Origin of the sequence: Cellvibrio sp. ARAG 10.3 (genome assembly GCF_051846955.1) — a bacterium.
GTDB lineage: Bacteria > Pseudomonadota > Gammaproteobacteria > Pseudomonadales > Cellvibrionaceae > Cellvibrio.
Window position 1 is genome coordinate 67,703 of record NZ_JBPYCU010000008.1, and the last position, 19,310, is coordinate 87,012.

Below are 19,310 nucleotides of genomic sequence, written 5' to 3' on the forward strand. Positions count from 1 at the left end.
TTACCACAGGTATATGACCGGATGATTAATGAAACAGCGCAGATACGCCGGAAGCCCCGAACTCCCCAAACCTTGCCACTCCGGGAATAGCGTTAATCTTCAAGGAAGGAATCAGCGATCAAGGCGTCTCCCTGTCGCCTTGCCTCTACCGCACCGCGTAAGGGCAGCTGGATAAAAAAGGACGTGCCTTCACCCAAGCGGCTGCGCGCCCAAATTTTACCGCGATGACTTTCGACAATCTTGCGGCACACAGCCAAACCCAGGCCCGTGCCCTGATAATCTTCGCTGGATTTATGCAAGCGGTTGAAGAGACCGAAGATTTTTTCTTCATATTCCTTTTCAAAACCGATGCCATTATCACGGATCTCGAAGGTGGCCGTATTCGCCGTCTCCTCTACCCTGTGGACGCTAATATCTGGTGCAGCATCCTGACGCACAAACTTAATCGCATTTTGCATCAGGTTCTGGAACAGGCGATTAATTTGCGATGCATCCGCACAGATACTCCCGAGGTCGCCGATATCAATCTGTGCGCCCGACTCTTCTATGGCGATGTGAAGATTGGACAAAACATCTTTCATCACATCATTCAGATTAACGTAACGAACGCTGTCACCGGTCACCCCGATACGGGAAAAAGACAGCAGATCAACCACCAGCATTTGCATTCGATTGGCCGCCTTGATCATGCGCTGCAGATAATCCTGACTGCGTGCATCCAATTGATCGGAGAAATTATGCAGCCGATCACCCAACACCTGTATTTTTCGCAGGGGCTCCTGCAAATCGTGGGAAGCAATATAGGCGAACTGTTCGAGTTCCTTGTTTGATGCTTGCAAAGCGCGCAAGGACAATTCCAGCTCCTGCTGGATTTTCTCGCGCTCCCGGATTTCCTGCTCAAGCGATAATGTCCGCTGGGCAATCTTGCGCTCCAGATCCGCATTACGTTCGCGCAACAACTCCGTATTCACCATCAGATAATTCTGCATAGTGTTACGAAACTTCAGGACATTTCGAATTTCAATTTCGTTGAAGGGTGCCGAGGTATAACGTACTTTTTCCTTCCACAGCTCAAAAGAACGGCGCGGCATCAAACGATGACTGCCGTCATCCAGGAATTCGATAGTCTTTTCCGGTTTGCCGCCCCAGTTCTTGGTATTCATCACCTCCGGTCTAAACCACAGAAAATATTGCCGATCTGTGAATGACAGGACGATAAACAGAATACCGCTGGCCACGCCAGCAAATTCACGAAACGCCGGATTGATCTCAGACAGCTTGTGCGTGTGGAACAAGAAGGATTTTCCTACCTTGGCAAATAACCAATCAACCAGTTGTTCGGTTTGCTCTTCGGTTGGAGTGGTGCCATAACTTTCGGTATGGCCTTCAAGATTCCATACAACACCCTCAGCACTGGTGAGCCCCAACATCGCTGGAATATCTTTACGCAGGCCATCCACATAATTCACCACCTGCACCATGTTCTCGGCCAGGCGAGCATTTAACGCAAGCAACTCAGAATCATAAAGCCGCGCCTGCGAACGATCATTAGTGGTAATCAAATGCGAAATAAGCACACTTAAAAATAATGCCGCCTCCCGCGTTTCGACGGAAACCAGGTGAGGCGAATAATGGTGACACGCAATCAAGCCCCATAAATGATCATCCACGATAATACTGATCGACATGGAGGCACAAACCCCCATATTCTTGAGATATTGAATATGGATGGGCGACACGCTACGCAGCATGCTCAAACCCAAGTCGGTCGACATGTCAGAATCCGGATGCACCGGAGGCACTAACGGACTGGGAGTAGCATTCACATCCGCGATGATGCGCACTTTATTTTTAACATACAATGCACGTGCCTGCGCGGGAATATCAGATTCAGGAAAGTGCTGCCCCAGAAAGGAGTTCAACCGATCCACTTTGGATTCCGCAATAACCTCACCATTGTATTCATGATCAAAGCGATACAGCATCACCCGATCATAACCGGTAAGATCCCTCACCTCCGCCACAGAGCGTTCGAAGATTGCCTGTAGCTCCGCATGCTCACTCAATGAACGAGTGAACTCCTTGATCTTGTGGTAGTAACTCGCATATTGAATATTGACTTCCTGGGGAGATTGTTCAACATCAATCAGCACCACATCGCCTTCACAATGAAACACCGCATCATACAGCACATCTTTCGGCAAACCGGGGGACAACTTCACTTTGATGGAGTTGGCGGTGCGCGCGTACTTGGACTCAGAACCCAGCGCCACATTGATAAAGGTATAAAAACTTTCACCTAATAACTCAGCAATGCTTTTCCCTAAAAAAAATTCGGCAGGCTCACCCGTAAATTGCAAAATATTTTCACTGACCTGCTTGATCATAAAATCATGGCGCCCGATAACGATCAACATACCATGGGCTTGGATAGACCCTGGAATGTGAATGGGCTCTTGGTGGCAATTATCCAGAGTGACGACAAACGGCTTATGCGGGGATTCTTTTTTGGTCATCGTTAATCATCCTCATCAGTTCATCGAGTCTGCATCAAAAGAGAGTAGATATAATCAAAGGCAAGCTTCGCTCCGCTCACCACATGAGTAGCGGCATGCTGATTAGCCGAAGAAAAACCATTTACAATCTCACCAAACTCATTCCACATACGACCACGATTATCGCCATAATTGCTAAAAAAATTGCCACATAATTCGACGTTCATCCAGTCGTATTTCATCAGATAATTGATAATGATCTTTCCACCCAAGGTGGAGCCTTCCATTACATACATAACTCCCAAGGCCGCCGCTTCGTTAGCAACACGAGGAAGATCGGGATTGGAGAGATAAGGCACTTTAACTGAGGAACCGCTCCGTAAATAGATCAAATCTTTTTTAAGAAGTTCTATTTTTGAACGATCTTTTAATAATTGCGCCGTCAGCGGAAAATTCGCCAGGGCAGATTCCAATGAAGAATATGCCGTATAAAATACGTTAAGCACGTCACAGTAACAACTTTGTGACAACTGCTTATTGAATAGCCGCGCACGCAACAGACTTTCTGTTTGTGCGTGGTGTACGGCCGTTTCTGCTTTCATATTCAGCATCATGCTCATAATTGAGCCCTCAAGGTATTGCGCATTCAAATAATACACATCATAAAATTAACAATAATCTCCCTACCGATTTATCAACTCTCTATAACTGCCAAGGTAATATGGGGTCAACATTCTGTGTCGCAAGCCATGCAAACCATTAATGCAAAATCCTTCACATTTCTGTATTTAGAAAAATAAATAATGCACCATCAAGGTTCATCATCTGCTCACGCTTCGTTTATTTGGACCGGGAATGTCAACAATAATTCTGGGGAGATAAAAAGCGGAAATCTTGTGTATGCAAAAGAACTTAGGCATAAATCATTAACATTTGACAATAACCTGCAAAACACTGCCCAAACTCTTTGGTATTAGAAATACCTCTTCGCTAACATGTTATTTTTATATAACTTCTAGCAGAATGTACCGGCAGCATTTCCTGACGCCCAAGCCCATTGAAAGTTAAAGCCACCTAAATGACCGGTAACATCCACCACCTCACCAATAAAATACAGGCCCGGCTGATGGTTTGCTTCCAGCGTTTTCGAAGAAAGACATGAAGTGTCAACACCACCCAAGGTCACTTCGGCAGTACGATAGCCTTCGGTGCCGGCGGGCAGCAATTGCCAGGATTGAAATTGCGTGGCAATGGTTTGAATATCCTTGATCCCATATTGATTCAAGGGACGATTGCCTTTCCATTGCGCATCCCATAAATCACAAAATACCTGTGCGATATTTTTGGTGAGCAATTCACCCATCACCGTACTCAGTAAAACCTTGGGACGCTGCTGCTGTTGCATACGCAAGTGTTCAATCAAATTGACATGCGGCAGCAAATTTACCTGAATCGATTGCCCCGGCTTCCAGTAAGAAGAAATTTGTAAGATCGCCGGACCACTCAATCCCCGATGAGTAAATAAAAGATTTTCAACAAACGATTTTTCGTTACCCTTATCGTCGTTACAACTTACGCATACTTCTATTGCATTACCCACACACGAAGAAAACACAGCTAATTGTGCGGGCGTCAAGGTAAAAGGTACCAGCCCGGCGGAACGCGGCTTGAGTGGAAGGTTAAATTGAGTGGCAACTTCATAGCCCAAGCCTGTTGCTCCCATGGTGGGAATGGACAAACCACCGGTGGCCACAACCAAAGACTCGCACGAAATGTTACCGAGGCTGGTATGGACACGGTAACGCAGGGGTAAATCGGTTGTTGATAATGCAGTGATTTTTTCTATCTGGCAGTGGGTATAAATAGCAGCCTTTGCATCGGCGCACTCCGCCAGCAGCATATTAAGAATATCCTGCGCCTTGTTGTCGCAAAATAATTGACCGAGTTTTTTTTCGTGGTAGGGAATCTGGTGCTTTTGCACCAATGCCAGAAAATCCCATTGGGTAAAACGCGAAAGCGCTGACTTGCAAAAATGGGGATTATCAGAAAGAAAATTATCCGGCAGGGTGTGCAGGTTGGTGAAGTTACATCGCCCACCACCAGACATCAGGATTTTTTTACCTACTTTATTGGCATGGTCAACCACCACAACCTGGCGGCCACGTCGGCCGGCAACGGCAGCGCACATCAGGCCGGCCGCACCGGCACCGATAATCAAGACGTCTGTTTGACGGGGTAAGGGCATATTCAGTCACTAGCGCAAGTCACTAGGGGCTAGTGACTGCAAAACATCAGGTCTTGGGCAGGGTTACGCCACGTTGTCCCTGGTATTTTCCACCGCGATCCTTGTAGGAGGTTTCGCAGACCTCGTCGGATTCAAAGAACAACATTTGTGCGATGCCTTCGTTGGCATAGATTTTTGCCGGCAAGGGCGTGGTGTTGGAAAACTCCAGCGTCACATGCCCTTCCCATTCAGGCTCCAGCGGTGTGACGTTAACAATAATGCCGCAACGCGCGTAGGTGGATTTACCCAGACACACGGTCAATACAGAGCGCGGAATCCGGAAGTATTCAACAGTGCGCGCCAAGGCGAAAGAATTTGGCGGGATGATGCAGACATCACTCTTGATATCTACAAAACTCTTTTCATCAAAATTTTTGGGATCGACAACAGTGGAATGCACGTTGGTGAAGATTTTAAATTCATCCGCGCAGCGCACATCATAGCCGTAGCTGGAGGTTCCGTAAGACACGATGCGATGTCCATCGGCACCATAGCGAACCTGGCCGGGTTCAAAAGGCTCGATCATGCCGTGCTGCTCGACCATACGGCGCATCCACTTATCGGATTTGATGCTCATGCTGACTCCAACATACTGATAATTTGACGGGGCGGCATAATAGCGGTTTTCGCCCGAGCCGCCTACCGTGAATAGCCTGCAAGTAGGTCGGATTAGCGTCGCGTAATCCGACAATGCCGTTTGTTAAGGCATTGGGGGAGTGTTTGGAGATAAGAGGGTTTGGGAAGATTGCGTCGGATTACGCCTGCGGCTAATCCGACCTACGGGTTAATCTTCAGTGAAGATGATCTCTGGCATCGGGGTGGCGGAAAGATTGAGTAGCCAGAGCTGGGCGGCCAGTTTGCGTGCGATGGCGCGGTAGGCTTGGGCAATGGCTGAATCCGGCTCAGCGGCGACCGACGGCGTGCCGCCATCGGTCAGCTCACGAATCGACAAATCCAGGGGCAACGCCCCGAGCAGGTTAGTCTGGTAGTCCTGGGCGATGCGCTCACCGCCGCCAGCACCGAAGATATGCTCGGCATGACCGCATTGGGAACACACATGAACGGCCATATTTTCCACCACCCCCAGCACCGGTACATTGACCTTGCGAAACATTTCAATGCCCTTCCTGGCATCCAGCAAGGCGATGTCCTGGGGGGTCGTCACTATCACCGCCCCGGTCACCGGCACTTTTTGCGCCAGGGTAATCTGGATATCACCGGTACCCGGCGGCATGTCGATAACCAGATAATCCAGATCATCCCAACGGGTCTGCATCAGCAATTGCTGCAGCGCTCCACTGACCATCGGCCCGCGCCACACCATCGGCGTTTGTTCGGTCACCAGGTAACCCATAGAGATGGATTGAATGCCATGGGCTTCAATAGGCACCATCATCTGCGCCTTGCCTTCCCCCACGATCTGCGGACGCTGCTCGCCCACCCCCAGCATATGGTGTTGGCTGGGCCCATAGATGTCGGCGTCCAGAATACCAACACGCGCGCCCTCAGCTGCCAGCGCCAATGCCAGATTCACCGCCGTCGTGGATTTACCCACCCCGCCCTTACCGGAGGCTACGGCAATAATATTCTTAACCCCGGCGATAGCCTGCTGCGCATTAGCGGCGGGACTCGCCGGAATCACCCAATCCACATCCACCGACAGCTTCATCACCCCTTCGACCCGACTCACCGCATGATGAATCGCAGTAGCCAGCGTCTGGGCCACCCCCTCAGCGGGATAACCGAGATCAATGCTGACCGCCACCTGATCGCCCTCCACAGCAATACCATGGATGGCATTCAACTCACCCAGGGGTCGTTGCAAGCTGGGCTCCAGCACCCCTTCTACAGCGGCGCGCAATGCAGTTGAATCGATATTGGTCATGTAAAGCTCCTCCGCAGAATAATGGGCCGCAGTATAGTGCAATTGGGTGAAAGGACACCTTCTCGATATCCGCACCACGTGAGTTTGTCATTAGGGCTTTGATTTCGAAACCCTCAAGTCAAGGACGACTTGAGGGAGCTACAAGGATGTATTCATGCGTTTTCGAAACCAAAGCCCTAATGGCAAACGGATTCGGAGCGCTTACATTAGAAATCGAAAGTAAGTAGGACTTCTAACAAAAAGGGCATCAAACGATGCCCTTTTTGCCACGCAAATAACGTATCAGGACCCTGATCAGGCCGCCGCTTCCAACTCAGCCAAGCGTTGCTTGTCTTTCTGATGATCCTTGGCCAACAGCACATACACCGAAGGCAAGACAAACAGAGTAAAGACTGTACCGATCGCCATCCCGAACACCAATACCAGACCAATCGCATTACGCGCTTCTGCACCGGGCCCAGACGCAAAGATCAAAGGCGCGTGGCCAGCCACCGTAGCGATACTGGTCATCAACACCGGGCGCAGACGAATAACCGACGCTTCGCGCACCGCTTCGATCTTGCTCATGCCCTTCTCTTGCATCTTGTTAGCGAACTCCACCACCAGGATGCCATTGCGCGCAATCAGACCTACCAGCGTCACAAGCCCCACCTGCGAATAAATATTCAGCGTGCTGCTGAAGCCATCGGTAAAGAACGGCATGGGCATCGGCATCTTGAAGAAGGTAAACAGCAGCGCGCCGAAGATCGCCAGGGGCACGGACCCCGCCAGGATCACAACCGGATCGCGGAAGCTGTTATATTGCGCCGCCAACACCAGGAAGATCATCAACAACGCCAACATCAGCGCCGGCAGGAACGTATTGCCCTCACGATTGAGCTGGCGGGATTCGCCGGTGTAATCGATGCTGTAGCCCTTGGGCAGAATCTTCGCCGCCTCTTCCTGCAAATATTCCAGTGTCTCGCCCAGTGGCCTAATGGTCACACCGCTGATCTTCACCGCATTCAACTGTTGCATCCGGTTGATAGTGCGCGGTGCAGTAACGTGGGTCATGGTGGCAATCTGATCCAGGCGAATCATCTGGCCGTCAGCACCGGTGATATAAAGCTTGTTCAGGTCATCCGGTGTTAAACGTTCAACACGCTTAACCTGCGGAATCACTTTATAACTCTGCCCGGCCATGTTGAACCGGTTGACATAACCGCCGCCCAACAGGGTGCCCAAGTCTTGCGTCACAGTTTGCAGGTTCAGTCCCAGGTCCGCCACTTTTTCACGATCAATACTGAATTCATATTCCGGTTGATCCACCTTCATATCTATCAGCGTGAACGGGAAGGTGCCGCTGGCATTCATCACCTGTTGCAATTGCACGGCATACCCATAAATTTCCTTCGAATCTGCGGTAGAAGCGATAACAAATTCCACCGGGAAATCACCACCACCGGGCAGCGGCGGTGGGGTAACCGGCAGGATGCGTACACCAGGAACATTCGCCAATTTTTGCTGCAATTCCGGCATAATTTCAAACACGCTGCGATCACGTTCTTCCCAGGGTTTAGCCACCATGCCGGAGAAGCCGCCGGTAGGGAAATTTATCTGAAAAGTAAAATCCGTCTCCGGCACTTCCATAAATATCTGATTTACTAATTTGCCGTAATAGGAAGACTGATCAAGCGTAGAGTTGGCTGGCGCGTCCACAATACCAAAGATCACGCCCTGATCCTCCATGGGTGCCAATTCCTTAGCGGAAAACATATACAGCGGGAAACACAGCAAGGCAATGCCCACCCAGAACACATAGATGCCCGAACGGCTGTTGAGTGTTACATCCAGTTTTCTGCTGTAGAACTTTTGAAAACGATCAAAAACACCCGCCAGAGGCGCAGTCACTTTTTGATGCGGTTTGAGCATGCGCGAACCCAGCATGGGCGACAGGGTAATCGCCACAACCGCCGAGATAGTCACCGCACCGGCGAGGGTGATGGCGAACTCGCGGAACAGGGTTCCGGTCAAGCCACCGATCAAACCAATGGGCACATACACAGAAATCAAGGTTACCGTCATGGCAATAATCGGCCCGCCCAACTCCCGCGCAGCAGTAATAGCTGCCTGGAAAGGTTTCATACCTTCTTCGATGTGACGTTCGATGTTTTCCACCATCACAATCGCGTCATCCACTACCAGGCCCACGCTCAACACAATGGATAACAAGGTCAACAAATTGAGCGAGAAACCAAACAGCTGCATGATGAACAAGGCACCCACCAGAGACAGCGGGATGGCCACAATCGGAATAAATACTGAACGACTGAAACCCAGAAACAGAAAGAGCACCACGACAATAATCAGCAGGGTTTCGGACAGCGTCTTGATGACCTCAATGATCGCCGCATCAATGTATTTGGTTGCATCATAAGCCACCACACCACTCAAACCCGTCGGTAATTCCGCTTGAATCGCTTCCATTTCTTTCGTAACGGCTTTCATTACGTCCAGAGAGTTAGCATTAGGCGCAACCCATACCCCCATAAATACGGCCGTCTCACCACTGAAGTTAACTTCAGCATCGTAGTTTTCGGCTCCTAGTACCACGTCAGCAATATCACTCAAACGTATGACGCCCTCGCCGGTGTTGCGTACAACTAGCTGACGAAAATCTTCGACATGTTTCAGATCTGTGTTAGCGCGCAAATTTACCTGGGTGTAAGCACCGCGCGTCTGGCCGATAGCCGCCTGCACGTTATTGCTCGCTAGCGCCTGACGCACTTCCGAGGGCGTAACGTTCAGCGCCGCCATCTTCTCCGACTTCAACCAGATACGCATCGCGAAGGTGCGCCCGCCGAGCACATCGGCTTTTTGCACTCCCGCGATAGCCGTCAGGCGCGGCTGTACAGAGCGAGTCAAAAAGTCGGTGATCTGGTTCTGTTCGAGGATTTGGGAACTGAAGCTTAAATATGCCGCCGCAAATTGACTGTCGGCGGATTCAATCGTGAGCGCGGGTACTTCTGCCTCTGGAGGCAGATCGCCGCGCACCTGATTCACCTTGGCACTGATTTCTGTCATCGCACGCAAGGGATCGTAGTTCAACTGCAAGTGAACACGGATGGTTGATAAACCCATGGCACTTTCTGAAGCGATGTAATCAATCCCGCCCGCCGAAGCAATGGCACGCTCAATCGGTGTGGTCACAAAACCCCGCACCAGTTCCGCGTTGGCACCGACATAAACGGTATTGATGGTGATCATGGCAACATCGCTACGCGGATACTGACGCACGGATAACGAACTGCCCGACTGGATACCGGCGATCAGGATCAGCAAACTGACCACAATGGCAATCACCGGCCGCTGAATAAAAATATCTGTGAATTTCATAGATGAGGCTCACCACAGGACCTGCGAGGTGCAGGCCGATAATCCTTGAAGCCGCGCGAGCCGGGGTGGCTCACACAGACCATTCTTGATGTTTTAAACCTGACTGATCAACTGTCTACCGGCGTCGGCTCCAGTTTGTATTCCGGTGCAGCAATATCGCTCACGACAACGGATTGACCGTTAAACAGCTTGAACGCGCCCGCACTGACAATCACATCACCTTCCTTCAGGCCGTCCGCAATCTCGACGAAATCACCGCGCGCCTTACCCAGACGAACAAATTGCTGGCGCGCCTTGAGCTTGCCGGAGTCATCTTCTTCCACCACAAAGACCGTATCGCCAAAGGGTGCGTAGATGACGGATGTACTCGGTACAGCGAGCACCGGCTCGGGATTGGTAAGGATGACACGCGTCTCTACCGCCATACCGGGAATGAGTTTGTTGTCCGCATTCTCGAGCGACGACTGCACGATAGCGTTGCGGGTTACATGGTTAATCTCGGCGCCGATGGCGGTCACAACGCCCTTAACCATGACGTCTGAACCATCGCCCACGCGCACTTCAACATCCAGACCCTTGCCCATGCGGACCAGCCATTGCTGCGGTACCGGAAAATTGACCCGCACACGGTTGGTTGCTTGCAGGGAAACGATGCTGGCCCCGACTTGAAGATCCTGACCAAGATCCACCTGGCGAATACCGAGCCGCCCGGCAAAGGGGGCACGCACAACCTTTTTCGCAAGGGTTGCTGTCAAGTCATCCACATCACCCTGGGCGGATTCAAGCTGCTGCACCGCCATATCCAATTCGCTTTGCGATACGGTGTTTTTCTGCCGCAATTGCAGCAAACGTTCATGGTTAGCCTGAGCCAGGCGCAAGCGTGCTGTCGCGGCATTCAATTGCGCACGCTCATTACTGGACTCCTGTTCCACCAGCACCTCACCGGCTTTTACATACTCGCCGGAGGTGAATGCGATGCGCTGCACCTTGCCGGGAACTTCCGCTGCGATAGTGATGCCTTCGTCAGCTTCAACCGTGCCGACAGCGGTATAGATATTCGGCCATTCCTGAACCTCTGCGGCAAATGTGCTGACTGATTCAGGTGGCGGCACAAAGGATTCACCGGCTTCCGCCATGGCCATAAACTGGCTGGCTTTGATACCGGCAATAATCAGGAAAATAACGAAGAGGGTCGCAACTGCGATACCAATTGATTTGACTTTACTCATAGGGAACAACCGTCCAGTGGAAAAACAAAATTAATCTGAATTCAGAGGTGACCGTTTCAGAAAAACAGCCCAAAGATCAACCAGACCCTGGTTATCTCGGAGCTTGGCCATTGGGAGCACCAACCGCTCAAAAAAAGCAGCCGATTGTGGCATAGCCAAAGGTGAAACTGAAATTAACAAATGTCACAAAATGTAATGACCAGAAACGCCTCGAAACATCGATAAAAGCCGGGGCAAAGGCGATTTGACAGCGAAATAAAAGTGTCGCCGATACAAGCCTCTATCATCGAGCGGTGATGAATCATAGGGGTTTTTGGTCAGCTGTCCAATCAATATTTACAGCTATTGTTTAAGTTCTGATTAAGGGACTTAAACATACCTGTCCGGGCAGCCAGACCATTATCAACACCACTGTGTCAGATACTGTCAGTAGGCTTTCCCAAATATGAAATTATTCTCCTTCACGACTCTATTGGCTATCCCCGGAGGGTGATATTCAAACTCAAGATGACAGTAAGGGTATGGGCTCCCTGGCAGGAGACCGGCGCGGGTTAGTCGCCCCCTTCCCCGGACATAAGCAGCCGTTCTTAAGGAAAGGATTCTTTATTACTTCAAACTCCAATACATCGTTTCATCACGGACTTGAAGCTATGCCAAAGGTAGCGGATGGCAAGGGCGCTTTTGGACGAGAAAAATCGTTTACCACGCATTCAGAAACCAGAGGGCGGGTTCGCTGACAGTATGCGCACACAAATGAAAGCGGCGGCGATCATGCGAATAAATTTTTGTTCCATAAAATGCATTAAAAATTTCTACTTTTGACTGCGATCACGTTTCATCATGCTTGCAAATTCTATGTACGGGAGCGAACTGAGATTAACGTGTTTAGGTCCTATTCTGGCCTCACATGCATAAACCAAAAGGAGTGCATTATGAGTGTAGGAACATTGTTATTGATTATTGTGATTTTGATGTTGGTAGGTGCTATTCCCAGTTGGCCCTACAGCCGTTCCTGGGGGTACGGTCCCAGCGGTATTTTGGGCGTAGTATTACTGGTGTTGTTGATATTGTTGTTAATGGGGCGCATTTAGGGTACATCCGCAGTAAACGGATATTGTTAACTATCAACCGAGAGGGAAAAATTATGTCGAAGAAATTACTGACTTCATTATTTTTAATCAGCCTGGTATCTATCTTTACCGGTTGTAATACTATTGAAGGTGCAGGCGAAGACCTTGAAAGCGGTGGCGAAGCCATTCAAAGAGAATCGCGCGAAGCACGCGACTGATTTTTCTACGCTTTAAGCCGTAAAAAAACCTCCATTCAACCGGAGGTTTTTTATTTTCTACTGCATGATTATTGATGCCTTCGTCCCGTTAAGATTTACCTTCCGGTTTCCACTCGTTATAGTCTGACGACTTCTTTCGACCGGTAGCGAATTATGTCCGTCAAACCTTTCTCACAAGCCTGTGAAAACAATAAAGCGCCAATACTGGCCGTACTGCAGCGCCACTTCCAGCAGGTTCATCATGTATTGGAAATTGGATCAGGTACGGGGCAGCACGCGGTATATTTTTCAAAGGCAATGCCGCACCTGATCTGGCAGACATCTGATCGCGCTGATTATCTGCCTGGCATTCGGCAATGGATTGTGGAATGCGCACACCCGAATATCCGCCTGCCCTACGAACTGGACGTCTTACAAACTGATTGGCCTACCGGTTTCGATGCCGTATTCAGCGCGAATACGGCGCACATCATGAGCTGGCCCACCGCGCGCCATATGATTGAGCAGGTGGGCCTGCGTCTTCCCTCCGCTGGATTGTTTGCACTTTATGGCCCGTTTAATTATCAGGGCAACTACACCAGCGAGAGCAATCGCCAGTTTGATCAGCATTTGCAGGCCGTAAATCCTGACCAGGGTATTCGCGATTTTGAAATGATCAATGAAACCGCAGAAGCGGTGGGTTTGACATTGGTAGAAGACAATCCCATGCCCGCCAATAACCGCCTGATCATCTGGCGCAAGACATGATGCGTATTAACCACCGCAGCCTGACGTTGCATCCTTGCTGATCGTTTATTCGGTGTAACTTATCATCATGATCCCACTCGTCACTCATCCGGCTTACAGTTTTGACTTTGACAGCAAACATCGCTTTCCGATGGAAAAATTCCGTTTGCTGCATCGTTACCTGCAAGAACGCGGTATCGCGCAATCCGGCAATACCTTTCGGCCCGGCAAAGCCAAACAAGTGATTCTGGAATTAGCACATTCCCGGGATTACCTGGAACGATTCATCCACAACCGTCAATCGCCACAGGAAATCCGCCGGATGGGTTTGCCCTGGAGCGAAGGGCTGATGCACCGCACCCTGATTTCACCCAATGGCACCCTGCTTGCCGCATCCCTTGCGTTGCAATACGGCATCGCCTGTCATCTGGCAGGTGGTACACACCATGCCCATTATGATTTTGCCTCTGGCTTTTGCATTCTGAATGACCTGGCCATTGCCTCGCGCGCCTTGATTGCGCAGGGTAAAGCCGAACGTATCCTGGTCTTTGATTGCGATGTTCATCAGGGTGATGGCACAGCGAGCATCCTCGCGGATCATCCCGAAATCTTCACCTGCTCGATACACTGCGAAAAAAATTTTCCTACGCGCAAAGCCAAAAGTGATCTCGATGTAGAGCTGGCCGTTGGACTGCGTGATCAGGACTATCTGGCGGTTGTGGAAAACACGCTGCACACATTGTTAACCGAATTTAAACCGTCACTGGTCATTTACGATGCAGGTGTTGATGTGTATGAAAAGGATCCCCTCGGATTGCTCAACATCAGCCTGGAGGGCATACGTCACCGGGAACATCTCGTCCTTGAGCTTTGTCGACAAAAAGCCGTTCCGGTGGTCACCGTTATCGGTGGTGGATACGATCAAGACAGAATGGCGCTTGCTCGCCGCCACGCCCTGGTGGTAGAGGCCGCCGCAGCTGTTTATGGTGAATGATTCACCTGGCCGCATGCCAGGTGCCGGTTTGTAGACTTTTCGGGGACCACTCCGCGAAAGATCCACGCAGTGGCAAGGCGGCGGGCCGATAGATCATCTGTTTTACCTCAAGATGCCACAGGCGTTCGGCACCTTTGAAGGCGGCAACCGACGGCCCCGACAACACCAGTTCAGTGTCGCCCGTTAACTGCAATAAATCACCAGTGACAAAATCAATAAATAGCAACCCCGCCCGGGGATTGACCCTTAAGTTACCCAAGGTGTTGAAATGAAAGTTACCGGAGAAATCCGGAATGGTGAGACGGTTGTGTTCTACCTTGACAAAACCCACCTGACCACCCCGGTGAGAAACATCCACTGAGCGCGCCGGTTGATCCACGTAACTCGCCACAAAAAATGTATCAGCCTGGCGAATCATCCGGCGCGCGCCATCATGCAATTCGTGCGCAACTACCGGCGAGGGTATTACACCATTGTCGTTCTGCACCCAGGATAGATCGCGCTTCTGAATATACTGCGGACAATTGCCAAATGACTGCTCAACCACCAGCTCAAACCCCTGGTCATCACACTGATGAACGGTCCCGTTGACGCGATTGCGCCGCCGCGAGTGAAGCTCGATCCCCAGCATCCCCAGCGCCGCACCCTGACGCAGATTCTTGCTCGCAGGGTCCGCCGCTGCAGGCATGGTGTTAATGCGCAAATGACGAGGATCAGGCGAGACAGCAAAGCCGGGAGCGCCGGTCAGAATACTCGCCCACACCTCATCGTGCGCATCGACGCTGCCCACTATCATGAACGGCAACTGGTGAAAAAAATCCCGGTGTTGATCGGGCATATAATCGCGAATGACCCGCGCGCCCACCTGTTTCATCTTGTCCGCCATGCCGACCAGCTGTTGCAGCTGACGCTCGCCGTCATGCCAGGGATCATTGATGTCCATCGTTCGTTCCCGCATTCAAACCGGCCGCGCTTTTTTTCATTGGCGTAAAACCGGGTAAGGCTTCAATACGTTGCAGCCAGGCACGCACCTGGGGGTAATCCTGCAGTGAGACATTGCCTTCCGGTGCGTGAGCGATATAGCTATAGCCAGCGATGTCCGCAATGGTTGGTTGATCGCCGATGAGGAACGCACCGCGCAATAATTCTGTGTTCATCACTGATAACAATGCGTGCGCAGCACCGATGACTTCTTGCGAATTGTACGGCGCACCAAATACCGTAATCAGACGCGCGCGTGCAGCGCCAAAGGCCAAGGGTCCCGCCGCCGCCGACAACCATCGCTGGATGTTGGCGGCGCTCACCGGATCTTCCGGCAACCACTTACCCGGCGCGTATCGTTTGGCGAGGTACACCAGAATTGCATTGGAGTCAGCAAGAATCACGCCGTCATCATCAATGACCGGCACCTGACCAAACGTATTTAACTGTAGAAACGCCGGCTGCTTGTGCGCGCGATTCGCCAGATCCACGTCGATCAACTCCACTGGAATCCCCAGCAGGGACAACATCAATTCAACACGATGGCAATGACCGGACAGGATATGACGATAAAGTTTGATGGGTTTGACTGACATACTCGGCTCCTTAACGCGATGGTTGTTGGAGCCATTGTGGAAGACAGGGTCGCCACAGAGAATGGCCAGTTTCTGCAAAAGACTATTTCACTCTCTGCAAGAATGCGCGGCGACAACCTGATCAGGTGGAATATTGCAGCGCAGGGTCGGCGCGCAAACGTGCCACACAATAGTCAACAAAGGTACGCACTCTCGCCGATATCTTTGCACCTCCGTGATACACCACATGGATCGGCAAAGGGGGCAACTCATACTCGTGTAGCACGATCTCCAGTTCACCCTTCGCGACCTGCCGGGCGACCTGGTAGGAAAGTACGCAGGTATACCCCCAGCCAGCAACAGCCGCGCTGATCGCCGCCTGATTTGCCGTCACCACCAAGCGCGATGGCGGCAGAAATGCAATGGGGCCGGTGTCTGTTTTGAACTGCCACCTGGCGAGCAAAGGACTGCTGGCGATGACTACGGCTGACTGGTCACGCAGCTGGTCAGGGTGTTCAGGGCGCCCCTGGCGCTCAAGAAATGCCGGTGCGGCACACACCACACGCCTGACACTTCCCACACGCGCCGCATAAAGTCCACTGTCTGGCAGGTGCCCGATACGCACAGCCACATCAACCCCCTCGTCGAGCATGTTGACGACCCGGTCAAGCATCAGGGCTTTGATACTGACTTGCGGATGTTCATTGAGGTAATCAACCATCAAGGGTGTGACATACAGTTCGCCAAATAACACCGGAGCCGTCATCGTCAATTGACCACGGGCTATGGCATAACTGCCCGCTGCGGACTCCTCCGCTTCGGTTAATTCGGCAAGGATCCGGCGACAATCGTCCAGGTAACGCTGACCCGCTTCAGAGACATAAACACGACGCGTGGTGCGCGACAGCAACATAATGCCCAAGCGCGCTTCCAGCGCGGCCACCGCTCGCGTGACACTCGCCGCCGACGTGTCCAAACGCCTGGCCGCTGCAGCGAAGCTTTCCTCTTCTGCCACGGCGACAAATACCTGCATTTCCTGAAACCGATCCACCGACATTCCCCCTCTACCAAGAACAGGCGAGTGTTAACCGCCGCCGGAATATCTGCAATGCCTTTTTGCCGGGTATCGATCAGCGCTTCCGGTCCGGCCAGAGCAACTGATATCTCAGGGCAAAAATGCTATAGTGCGCCTCCTTTTTGCCAGCTGGCCGCCAGCTGATCGGTGACAACCCTTGTCATCGCGGGAGCTGACGATTTCCGTCGCGCCCTCTTGTAAAAACAAACTGTGTTGTAAAACAAATCGTGGATAGACACCCAGACCTATGACCCAAGCTCGTAAAATTCTTGTTACCAGTGCCCTGCCCTACGCCAACGGCTCTATTCATCTCGGCCACCTGGTGGAATATATCCAGACCGATATTTGGGTTCGCTTCCAGAAGCTGCGCGGTGAAGATTGTTTGTATGTCTGCGCCGACGATGCGCACGGCACCGCCATCATGCTGAAAGCGGAACAGCTGGGTCACAGCCCTGAGCAACAAATCGCCAATGTCAAAGCGGAACACGAGCGGGATTTCGCCGACTTCCTGATTGGCTTTGATAATTACCACTCGACGCACAGTGAAGAAAATCGCGAACTGTCGACCATGATCTATCAGCGTTTGCTGGCCAATGGCCACATCGCGACCCGCAGTATTACCCAAGCCTATGACCCGGAAAAAAACCTGTTCCTGGCGGATCGCTACATCAAAGGCACTTGCCCCAAATGCAAATCGGAAGACCAGTACGGCGACAATTGTGAGAAGTGTGGTGCGACCTATTCGCCCATGGATTTGATCAACCCCAAGTCGGCCATCTCCGGCGCGACACCGATTGCCAAAGACTCCGAACATTTCTTCTTTACCTTGCCCGCGTTCAGCGACTTCCTGAAAGACTGGACCCGCGCCGGCCATTTGCAGGATGAAGTGGCAAACAAGATGGCCGAGTGGCTGGATGCCGGTTTGCAGGAGTGGGATATCTCCCGCGATGCGCCCTACTTCGGTTTTGAAATTCCCGATCAACCAGGCAAATACTTTTATGTTTGGCTGGATGCGCCTATCGGCTATATCGCCAGCCTGAAACATTACGGCGACCAACACGGCATTGATTGGCAGGACTACTGGAAGCCGGATTCCACGGCAGAGGTTTATCATTTTATCGGTAAGGATATCGTTAACTTCCACGCCCTCTTCTGGCCAGCCATGTTGCATTCGGCCAAGTTGCGCACCCCCACCAAAATCTGTGTGCACGGCTTCCTGACGGTTAATGGCACCAAGATGAGTAAATCGCGCGGGACCTTTATTAATGCGCGCACCTACCTCAATCATTTGAATCCGGAATATTTGCGCTATTACTTCGCTGCCAAGCTGACCAGCGCGGTGGACGATCTCGACTTGAACCTCGAGGACTTTATCCAGCGCGTCAACAGCGATCTGGTGGGCAAAGTGGTTAACATCGCCAGCCGCACCGCCAAGTTCATCAACAACGCGGGCGGCACCTTGTCGACCGCAGTCGCTGACCCGGCCCTATGGGAAAAATTCGTGGATGCGGGGGCTACCATCGCGGCTCATTACGAAGCGCGGGATTTCAGCAAAGCCATGCGTGAAATCATGGCGCTGGCTGACGCCGCTAACGAATACATCGCCACCCAGGAACCCTGGAAGCTGGCCAAGCAAGCCGGTCAGGAACAATACACGCTGGATGTCTGCACCTTGGGCATCAATATGTTCCGCGCCCTGCTGACCTACCTCAAACCGGTATTGCCAGCACTGACAACCAAGGCCGAAGAATTCCTGGGCGAAACCCTGAGCTGGACAGCGCCAGTGCAGTTCCGCGGTGGCGATCAGATCAACACCTTTGTGCCGTTGCTAACCCGCGTTGAAAAAGACAAGGTGGACGCCATGCTCGAAGCCAGCAAAGAAGCCCTCGCCAGTGCCGCGCCCAAAGCCAGTGGGCCGTTGACAGATGACCCGATTGCCGCCGAGATTGAGTTTGGCGATTTCGCCAAGGTGGATCTGCGCATCGCGTTGATCGCCAACGCCGAACATGTGGAAGGTTCTGACAAGCTCCTGCGCTTGACCCTAGACCTGGGCGGAGAGACACGCAATGTCTTCTCCGGCATCAAAGCGGCGTATAAACCCGAGGATCTGGTGGGTAAGCTCACCGTGGTGGTAGCCAACCTCAAGCCGCGCAAGATGAAGTTTGGCATGAGCGAAGGCATGGTACTGGCAGCTGGCCCGGGTGGCAGTGACTTATACCTGCTCGAACCCCACAGCGGCGCCAAGCCCGGCCAACGTGTTATGTAACACCACACCCGCAGGTCGGATTAGCCAAAGGCGTAATCCGACATCGAGGGCCGGTAAACGCATTATCGCCACAAGTTTCAAGCATATTCCCAAATAAACCGGGTTTTGGATTGATCCCGTGCCGCTGCTTTACGATA

General features: G+C 51.7%; 15 protein-coding genes. 5 read left to right on the top strand and 10 right to left on the bottom strand.

Features of this window, described 5'->3' with window-relative positions:
- Window positions 1-92: 92 nt before the first annotated feature.
- The 7 genes from ACSV5M_RS11790 to ACSV5M_RS11820 form a co-directional block, all read right to left on the bottom strand.
- Entirely contained in the window at window positions 93-2,516 is a 2,424-nt protein-coding gene (locus ACSV5M_RS11790) for an ATP-binding protein (protein WP_439176412.1), read from the bottom strand.
- Window positions 2,517-2,536: 20 nt separating this feature from the next.
- Entirely contained in the window at window positions 2,537-3,115 is a 579-nt protein-coding gene (locus ACSV5M_RS11795) for a biliverdin-producing heme oxygenase (RefSeq protein ID WP_439176413.1), read from the bottom strand.
- A 395-nt stretch (window positions 3,116-3,510) separates the two neighbouring features.
- Window positions 3,511-4,740 carry an NAD(P)/FAD-dependent oxidoreductase gene (locus tag ACSV5M_RS11800; RefSeq protein ID WP_439176415.1) on the bottom strand — a complete coding sequence of 410 codons (1,230 nt, stop codon included), beginning with the start codon at window positions 4,738-4,740 and terminating at the stop codon, window positions 3,511-3,513.
- A 46-nt stretch (window positions 4,741-4,786) separates the two neighbouring features.
- Window positions 4,787-5,356 (bottom strand): dCTP deaminase, encoded by a 570-nt coding sequence (gene dcd, locus ACSV5M_RS11805; RefSeq protein ID WP_439176416.1) that lies wholly within the window; start codon window positions 5,354-5,356, stop codon window positions 4,787-4,789.
- 207 nt (window positions 5,357-5,563) lie between these two features.
- Window positions 5,564-6,664 (bottom strand): iron-sulfur cluster carrier protein ApbC, encoded by a 1,101-nt coding sequence (gene apbC / locus ACSV5M_RS11810; protein ID WP_439176417.1) that lies wholly within the window; start codon window positions 6,662-6,664, stop codon window positions 5,564-5,566.
- 294 nt (window positions 6,665-6,958) lie between these two features.
- Window positions 6,959-10,039, bottom strand: coding sequence for an efflux RND transporter permease subunit (locus ACSV5M_RS11815; protein ID WP_439176418.1), 3,081 nt, complete (start codon window positions 10,037-10,039; stop codon window positions 6,959-6,961).
- Window positions 10,040-10,146: 107 nt separating this feature from the next.
- The gene (locus ACSV5M_RS11820; RefSeq protein WP_439176419.1) at window positions 10,147-11,268 is read right to left on the bottom strand and encodes an efflux RND transporter periplasmic adaptor subunit; all 1,122 of its coding nucleotides are present in this window, start codon (window positions 11,266-11,268) and stop codon (window positions 10,147-10,149) included.
- A gap of 932 nt (window positions 11,269-12,200) precedes the next feature.
- Here ACSV5M_RS11820 and ACSV5M_RS11825 point away from each other — a divergent pair.
- The 4 genes from ACSV5M_RS11825 (at window position 12,201) to ACSV5M_RS11840 (ending at window position 14,276) form a co-directional block, all read left to right on the top strand.
- On the top strand, window positions 12,201-12,359 hold the full coding sequence (locus tag ACSV5M_RS11825; RefSeq protein WP_439176420.1) for a DUF3309 family protein: 159 nt from the start codon (window positions 12,201-12,203) through the stop codon (window positions 12,357-12,359).
- Window positions 12,360-12,412: 53 nt separating this feature from the next.
- The gene (locus ACSV5M_RS11830) at window positions 12,413-12,556 is read left to right on the top strand and encodes an entericidin A/B family lipoprotein (protein ID WP_087468767.1); all 144 of its coding nucleotides are present in this window, start codon (window positions 12,413-12,415) and stop codon (window positions 12,554-12,556) included.
- A gap of 153 nt (window positions 12,557-12,709) precedes the next feature.
- The gene (locus ACSV5M_RS11835; RefSeq protein WP_439176422.1) at window positions 12,710-13,303 is read left to right on the top strand and encodes a DUF938 domain-containing protein; all 594 of its coding nucleotides are present in this window, start codon (window positions 12,710-12,712) and stop codon (window positions 13,301-13,303) included.
- A 67-nt stretch (window positions 13,304-13,370) separates the two neighbouring features.
- On the top strand, window positions 13,371-14,276 hold the full coding sequence (locus ACSV5M_RS11840) for a histone deacetylase family protein (protein WP_439176424.1): 906 nt from the start codon (window positions 13,371-13,373) through the stop codon (window positions 14,274-14,276).
- Between the two features lies 1 nt (window position 14,277).
- Here ACSV5M_RS11840 and ACSV5M_RS11845 read toward each other — a convergent pair whose 3' ends face one another.
- The 3 genes from ACSV5M_RS11845 to ACSV5M_RS11855 form a co-directional block, all read right to left on the bottom strand.
- Window positions 14,278-15,219 carry a pyridoxamine 5'-phosphate oxidase family protein gene (locus ACSV5M_RS11845; RefSeq protein ID WP_439176426.1) on the bottom strand — a complete coding sequence of 314 codons (942 nt, stop codon included), beginning with the start codon at window positions 15,217-15,219 and terminating at the stop codon, window positions 14,278-14,280.
- Entirely contained in the window at window positions 15,206-15,853 is a 648-nt protein-coding gene (locus ACSV5M_RS11850; RefSeq protein WP_439176428.1) for a glutathione S-transferase family protein, read from the bottom strand. The genes ACSV5M_RS11845 and ACSV5M_RS11850 overlap by 14 nt, the downstream gene beginning before the upstream one ends.
- 121 nt (window positions 15,854-15,974) lie before the next feature.
- Complete coding sequence (locus ACSV5M_RS11855; protein WP_439176429.1) at window positions 15,975-16,889, bottom strand: LysR family transcriptional regulator; 915 nt, start codon at window positions 16,887-16,889, stop codon at window positions 15,975-15,977.
- A gap of 265 nt (window positions 16,890-17,154) precedes the next feature.
- Here ACSV5M_RS11855 and metG point away from each other — a divergent pair, with 265 nt between their 5' ends.
- A complete protein-coding gene (metG, locus tag ACSV5M_RS11860) occupies window positions 17,155-19,173 on the top strand; it encodes a methionine--tRNA ligase (protein ID WP_439176430.1) in 2,019 nt (672 codons plus the stop codon).
- Window positions 19,174-19,310: the final 137 nt, after the last annotated feature.